A 6,106-nucleotide genomic window follows, 5' to 3' on the forward strand; every position below is an offset into this window, starting at 1 on the left:
ACCCGACCAGCTACTACGCCTCCGGGGCCTTCGCCGCCATGATCAGCCACCTGGTGACCGGCCAGTCCCTCCAGGACGCGGTCCGGCTCAGCATGGGCTTGCTGGCCCGCTACCCGGGCCACGAGGAGACAACCACCTTGCTGCGCAAGGCGGTTGAGCTCGCCGCGGCCGGCCCGGCGACACCCATGACGGTGGAGAGCCTCGGGGGCGGCTGGATCGCGGAGGAGGCACTGGCCATCGCCGTCTACGCGGCGCTGGCCCGCACCACGTTCTGGAAGGATCACACGCCGATCGAGTCCGCGCTGCTGCTGTCGGTCAACCATTCCGGTGACAGCGACTCCACCGGCGCGATCTGCGGCAATCTCCTCGGCGCCCGTCACGGCGACGGGCTGCTGCCGCAGCAGTGGCTGGCCAGGATCGAGGGCCGGGCCCAGATCGCCGTGCTCGCGGACGACTTCGCCGCCGCGGTCTGCCCGGGCGTGCAACGACCGTAGAGCTACCGGCGTCATTCGAGGAACCGGGGTGATCCCGGACGCCGGCCGTCTCCCTGGCGGGCCGCGCGGAAGCCGCCGGGCCGCCAGGGGCGTGGTGGGTAGTCACTCGAGCATCAGGCGGAGGACGTCCTCGGGAAGGGAGAGGCAGGCCAGGCCGGTCTGGCCGACCGTTCGGTCACCGGTGGGCGGGCCGGGGCGGAGGCCGACCGTCGTGGCGGTGGTGCCCCAGCGGCGCAGACGACCCAGGCGTATGCGATCAGCAAGCCCTCGAGCCGTGGCACCTGGAGCAGCCTCAGGATCGCGGCGTACGGTCTGGTGAGCCGCCATCCGGTGCTCTGGCGGCTGTCCGACCTCCCGTTGCGGGCGGCGTTCGAGCTTCTGCGGCAGGTGCCGCTGGACTGGACGCACGGTGTCGGGGTCTCGTCGGGGCGGCCCGTGCCGGTCCCGCTCGATCTGGTGTGCCATCGGCTGGGCCGCTCCGTCTGGCAGCCCGAGCTGATCCGTGCCAGACCGGGCCTCTCGTCTGGGGGCGCTCGTGACGGCTGCGGTGCAATCGGGGGCTGCGTTGGTCGCTGTGGTGGTCGCCTGCGGCTGGGCCGTCGGTGTCGCCCGGGATGCCGCGTGCGGCTGCAGGGTCCAGATCGTCGGGGGACGGGGCCCGCCGCCTGCGTGGCAGGCCGGGCTCTGGGCGTTCGTGTGGATCGCGTCCTGGGTCGCACCGGCCAGGCGGGCGGGTCTACGGGCCGGCGGGGAGGGGCGTGTGGGCGCAGGCGTCGGCGAGCGGGTCGCTGTTCCTGCGCCGCCTGTTTCCCTGACGCCGACTTATCTCATCGTGTCGGCGGTTCCAGACGCTCCGGCCGCCGATGGTGTGAGCTGGTGTCAGGTTCAATCCGAAGGGCTAAGCTCATTTCAATTCTCTTGCCTTGCAGATGATTTGACGTTTCCTGAGGAGGGCGACGCCTTGTCCTGGTACCTCATTCGGCTCTCTGGTGGCGGCCTTCGAGATGCCCGATGTGAGTGCCGTCGTTACGTTCAGATCACGGGGTCGGCGGCCTAGCCGACCGCTCAGGAAACAGGAGAAGTTCCATGCAGATCACCCGCGCCACCGCTATCACCGCGGCCGTCGGCGCCGCCGCGGCTCTGGCCGCGACCGGCCTCACCTACGCCTCGGCCGCCTCGCAGCCGGCGAGCCAGGCAGCCCCGGCCGTCCAGCAGGTGGCCGTTCCCGAGCAGGCACCCTCCGGTAACGACGGGAAGGAGAACAACAACGGACGCAAGGGCAACGAGGGCCACGAGGGCCACGAGCACCGTGAGCACCGGCACCACAAGCGCCACCACGAGGGCCGGATCCAGATCAACGAGCGGACCTACTCCGCCCACACGGACGGCTGCATCACCGTGATCAGCGGCCTGGGCGCGAAGACCCTGAACATCCGCAACGACAGCCACAAGACTGTCGAGGTCTTCCGCGGGGCAGTGTGCGACAACGGCGCTCCGATCGCCACGGTCGGGCCTCACAGCCAGGCCGACGGCGTGAACGTGCACCGCGTCAAGGGTGTCTTCGTCAAGGACGGTGTGCTGGCCAGCTTCCGGGTCATCCACCACCACCACGGGGGCGGCCACGGTGACGAGGGCGGCCACGGTGGTGAGGGCGGGGGCGACCGGGACTGATCAGGCCTTCCCTGGAAGGTCTGAGCGACGATGGTCTTGACGATCGCGAAAAGGGCGGTCGAGGGGCCGTGGACGCCTCGACGGATCGGGAACGTGCTCGGTCAAGACCTTCTCCGTGACCGGCGATAGCGTGGTCCGGGATCGCGATACGGTGGCCTGACCGGCACCGGAACATCGCCGAGAACCGGACCACGCCGCGGTCGGCGCTCATCCGCCTCACGGACGCCCCCGCCTGGCTCTCGCCGGGCGGGGCGTCCGTGGCTGCGTTTTCCGGGGCCGTCTGCGGCTCCCTGACACCGGATACTACCGGGCCCCCGGGGCTCCCGGGCATACGACACACCCGGCGCAGCCTCACCGGACCACTCGCCGCCCACGGCGCAGGCCCCGCGGGAAACCGAACCGGTCCGGGACACGGCGCCATCGGTGGCCCGCTGATGTGGCGACTCGACGACACCAGCGTTGTCGTTGCCCGCCTCTACAGTGGCCGCATGGTGGTTCTTGAGGCACAGCCAGAAGTCTCCCCGCAGCATCTGCTTCGAAAGTGGATCGGCGACCTGCCCTACCAGCTGCGGGTCCTGGAGAGGGTGCTCCTCCCCGCGGATTTCTGCTTCGACTACTCCCCAGCGTCGCTGGAGGCTCTGGAGGCGGTCCTGCTGGAGCACCACGGCCGCGTCCAGGACACCGGGAAGCGGCGGGAGTTCGTGGAGAGTGCGATGGCCTATCTCGGCGAAGTCCTGCTCGGTGTCGCCGGCGGTGCCTGGGCCTGGAACACCCGGCAGATCGACGGTCTTCCGGGGCAGCCTGTCGTCTGGCCGGACCTGGAACTGGAACTGTCTCCAGTCGCACCGATGCTGCTGATCGCCCACGCTCTGCGAGAGCGTACGGGGACCGCGTTCGCCGAAGAGGTCGAGCGGCTCCGGCATGCCGTGACGGCGCGACGACAGCACGTTCCGGGGTGGGAGCCCGTCAAGGAGCACACGCCGTACGTCGACCCCAGAGCGCCGCTGGCAGAGGATCCGGCTCTGACGGCATGGCTGGACGACCGGAGAGAGGCGCTCTCCGCCTGGGCCGAGGACGCGTTCGAGGGAGCGTGGCGGTGGAGCTTCCACCCGGACACGCTGAACTGGCTGGAAGCAGTCCTGAGGCGGCGGTTCACCACCGTGGAGGAGTTCGACGCCGCGCGGGACGAGCCGTTCGTGCAGGGCGCCTGCTGGTACCTGGGCGAGGTGATCCGGCAGGTCAAGGGGGCGGTGTGGCAGTACATCCCGTTCGATCCCGATGCCGAGCCCGGGGAGGCCGGATCACGGGAGAACGGGTGGACCGATGTCCCGTTCGTCGATCAGCCGGACAAGCGGGTCGGGGGTGCGGCTGTTCCACTGGTGTGCCTGCGCGACTTGTTCGTCGCGGAGGCGGGGCGGCCTGCGGACAGGCTCGTGGACGTGTTGCCGTGGTTCAGGGGCTCGTCGTACGCACACGTGGGGGCGCTGCTCCAGCGCATGGGCATGGTGTCCCAGGAGAAGGTCGACAGTGTCCTCGCCGATTACGCGGACCTCGCGCACAACGAACTGCCGCCCCATGAAGTGCCCAGCGCTCTCGAAGAATTCGGCGTGGCGATCTCGGCCCACGGGGACGATGTGGACGACTTGGAGGAGAGCTACGCGGGCATCCTGGAGCGGGCCGCGACACTCACCGGCGGCGCGGTCACCATCACCGGCGCCCGGCTGGTTGAGGACGAGGAGGGACACGAGGTCCTGGAGTTCGTCCGCAACGGCGCGTTGGTGACGCAGTGGGTCGAGCATCAGTCGGACGAGTACCTCGACCACTTGGCGATCACGGAGTTCATCGGGCATGTCGATCCCGACCCCGGTGACGACACCCGCCGCTTCTACCTCGTCCACTTCGTGCGTCTGAGGGACAGCAACTACGACAGCTACTTCGTTTTCGCCACGCCGGAGCAGAGTGCGCAGCTGGAGCGGGAACTCGGCCTGGAGCTGCGCTAGAAAGCCGAGTCGATCGCGCACAGCGAGCAGTCCGGCCTGCCGCTGGGCGCGGAGCTCGTCCAGGACGATGCGGCCAGCCGATCGGGAACCCCGACACGGTGATCGCTCCGCCGCCCGTCCGTCCGCCCGTCCGCCACCGGGCAGCCGCGGCTCCGGCCGAGTCCACTCGTGGTGTGTCGGATCGCCCCGGCCGTCGTCGGGCACGTGTTGGCCACGCAGCCCCCGTTCCCCGGAACAGATCGGGCTGTTACGCGGTGGCCCGCCGTGCGTACACCTCTATCTCGATCTTCATCCGGGGGTCGGCGAGACCGCACATGAGCATCGTGGCGGCCGGCCGGACATCGCCGAAGTAGCGGCGCAGGACCGGCCAGCAGGGCTCGAAGTCTTCGCGCTCGGGCACCAAGTAGCGCACCCGCACCACGTCGGCGAAGGTGCACTCCGCCTCGGCCAGCGCGGCCTCGATGTTGCGCAGGCACTGTTCGGCCTGCTCCACCACGTCGTCGGAGATCGTCATGGTGGTGTAGTCGAACCCGGTCGTCCCGGACACATGCACCCAGTCGCCGTCCACCACGGCACGGGCATAGCCGATCTGCTCCTCGAAGGTCGAGCCGCTGAGGATCGCACGTCGCTCTGTCATGCGCCAAACGCTAAGTGGCCAGCACGGATACGTCTAATACAGCCACAAGCATGACCTGATATCTCTAGGCGTATGGAGTTGCACCGCCGTGTTGCCCCCGGGCTTTGCCGCTGCGGCCGGCGCTACCGGGGCTGCGGTTCGTGGGCGAGGGTGATGGTCATCCACGGCGCGGCCTTCTCGCGGAAGCTGTGCCCGAGGGGCTCGAGGCCGGTTTGGTCGTCGAGGCTGAAGGCCGTCACCATGATCATCGGGGAGTCATCGGTGATGGAGACGAGAGGGGTCCCGCATCGCGGGCAGAATCCGCGGTGCAGGGTCGGCCAGGTGGCGTACCAGGTCGGCTCGCCTCCAGGGCCGGTCCAGGTCAGCGCCTCCCTGTGGAAGCCGACCCAGGCCATCGCGGGGCCACCGCAGAGGTGAGTGCAGTGCTCGCAGGAGCACAGGTGCGGGTCGTCCGGAACGCCGGTGACCTCGTAGGTGATGTCCCCGCAGCGGCATCGGCCTGCTCGCAGTTCAGAAGGGGCGTTCAGTTCGGTCATTCGAACATCTCCCTTGGTAAGGGCGAGGGTTGGAAGCGTCAGTGTGCCATCGGGCTGGGGTCCCGGGCTGGTGTTGGGGTCCGGGGGCCCGGTGGGCGAGATCGTGTTCACCCCTGGCGGTGAGGGGCCTGGCGCCAGGGTGACGATCGCACGGCCCCGACCTTCGGCGGTCGGCTTGCTGTCCGCGGTCGCAGGGTGAGAGCTGCGAGATCCTACCGGCCGTCGGGGCTGGGCTGCGACCGGCGTTCCTGACCCGGCGCCCCGCTCCACCCCGTTCCGCTCGCGGTCGGCGCCGGGGCAGGTATTCGCGGTCCTTGGCGCACTTCTGCCTGTGGCCTGGGCCACATTGTTTTCGGCGATCCGGCGCATTCTGTGGCCCGGGCCACATTCCGGCGGGGGCATTCGGGGCCCTAGGGCCGCCCAAAAAGGAGAAAATCGGGCAAATAGGTTTAAGTTGCCCGTGACGGTGGCCACACGCGGCAGACACTCCACTACCCCGCATAGTGGACCACCCCCACCCGGCCTGCGGCCACCCGCCCGCCACCACGGCCACCCCGGGGCCGCCGGGGCCGCCACCGACCGGCCGGTCCCACATCAGCCCAGCTCAGAGCCGTGATCACGGAACTCGAAAACGGGCCCGAAGGCCAGGTTTCAGCCCCACGGCGGCGGGCAGAACGACGCGCCCCGGGAACCCCGACGGGCGACGCTCCTACGACACCGCGTCGTAGACCGGCCGTTTCCGACCCCTTGGAGCCCGCCACCGGGCCC

At 69.6% G+C, this 6,106-nt stretch carries 6 protein-coding genes; 3 read left to right on the plus strand and 3 right to left on the minus strand.

The window, feature by feature from the left end:
• Positions 1-494 (plus strand): ADP-ribosylglycohydrolase family protein (locus ABD369_RS39785; protein WP_344641527.1); only part of this gene is annotated, 494 nt, incomplete at its 5' end.
• Positions 495-596: 102 nt separating this feature from the next.
• Here the strand turns inward: ABD369_RS39785 and ABD369_RS39790 are convergent.
• On the minus strand, positions 597-959 hold the full coding sequence (locus ABD369_RS39790) for a hypothetical protein (RefSeq protein ID WP_344641528.1): 363 nt from the start codon (positions 957-959) through the stop codon (positions 597-599).
• Between the two features lie 621 nt (positions 960-1,580).
• Here ABD369_RS39790 and ABD369_RS39795 point away from each other — a divergent pair.
• On the plus strand, positions 1,581-2,165 hold the full coding sequence (locus ABD369_RS39795; RefSeq protein WP_344641529.1) for a hypothetical protein: 585 nt from the start codon (positions 1,581-1,583) through the stop codon (positions 2,163-2,165).
• Positions 2,166-2,653: 488 nt separating this feature from the next.
• Positions 2,654-4,165: a hypothetical protein gene (locus tag ABD369_RS39800; protein ID WP_344641530.1), complete on the plus strand. Its 1,512-nt coding sequence runs from the start codon at positions 2,654-2,656 to the stop codon at positions 4,163-4,165.
• Positions 4,166-4,412: 247 nt separating this feature from the next.
• On the opposite strand, the gene ABD369_RS39805 is transcribed toward ABD369_RS39800, so the two are convergent.
• A complete protein-coding gene (locus ABD369_RS39805) occupies positions 4,413-4,802 on the minus strand; it encodes a RidA family protein (RefSeq protein ID WP_344641531.1) in 390 nt (129 codons plus the stop codon).
• A 122-nt stretch (positions 4,803-4,924) separates the two neighbouring features.
• The gene (locus ABD369_RS39810; RefSeq protein WP_344641532.1) at positions 4,925-5,338 is read right to left on the minus strand and encodes a GFA family protein; all 414 of its coding nucleotides are present in this window, start codon (positions 5,336-5,338) and stop codon (positions 4,925-4,927) included.
• Positions 5,339-6,106: the final 768 nt, after the last annotated feature.

It is taken from the genome of Kitasatospora cystarginea (genome assembly GCF_039533515.1).
In the GTDB taxonomy this organism is placed as follows: Bacteria; Actinomycetota; Actinomycetes; order Streptomycetales; family Streptomycetaceae; genus Kitasatospora; species Kitasatospora cystarginea.

Bases quoted from the DNA above. Each gene is read 5' to 3' on its own strand.
- ABD369_RS39790 (WP_344641528.1), bottom strand. From the start codon at position 959: ATGGCACACCAGATCGAGCGGGACCGGCACGGGCCGCCCCGACGAGAC.
- ABD369_RS39795 (WP_344641529.1), top strand. From the start codon at position 1,581: ATGCAGATCACCCGCGCCACCGCTATCACCGCGGCCGTCGGCGCCGCC.
- ABD369_RS39800 (WP_344641530.1), top strand. From the start codon at position 2,654: ATGGTGGTTCTTGAGGCACAGCCAGAAGTCTCCCCGCAGCATCTGCTT.
- ABD369_RS39805 (WP_344641531.1), bottom strand. From the start codon at position 4,802: ATGACAGAGCGACGTGCGATCCTCAGCGGCTCGACCTTCGAGGAGCAG.
- ABD369_RS39810 (WP_344641532.1), bottom strand. From the start codon at position 5,338: ATGACCGAACTGAACGCCCCTTCTGAACTGCGAGCAGGCCGATGCCGC.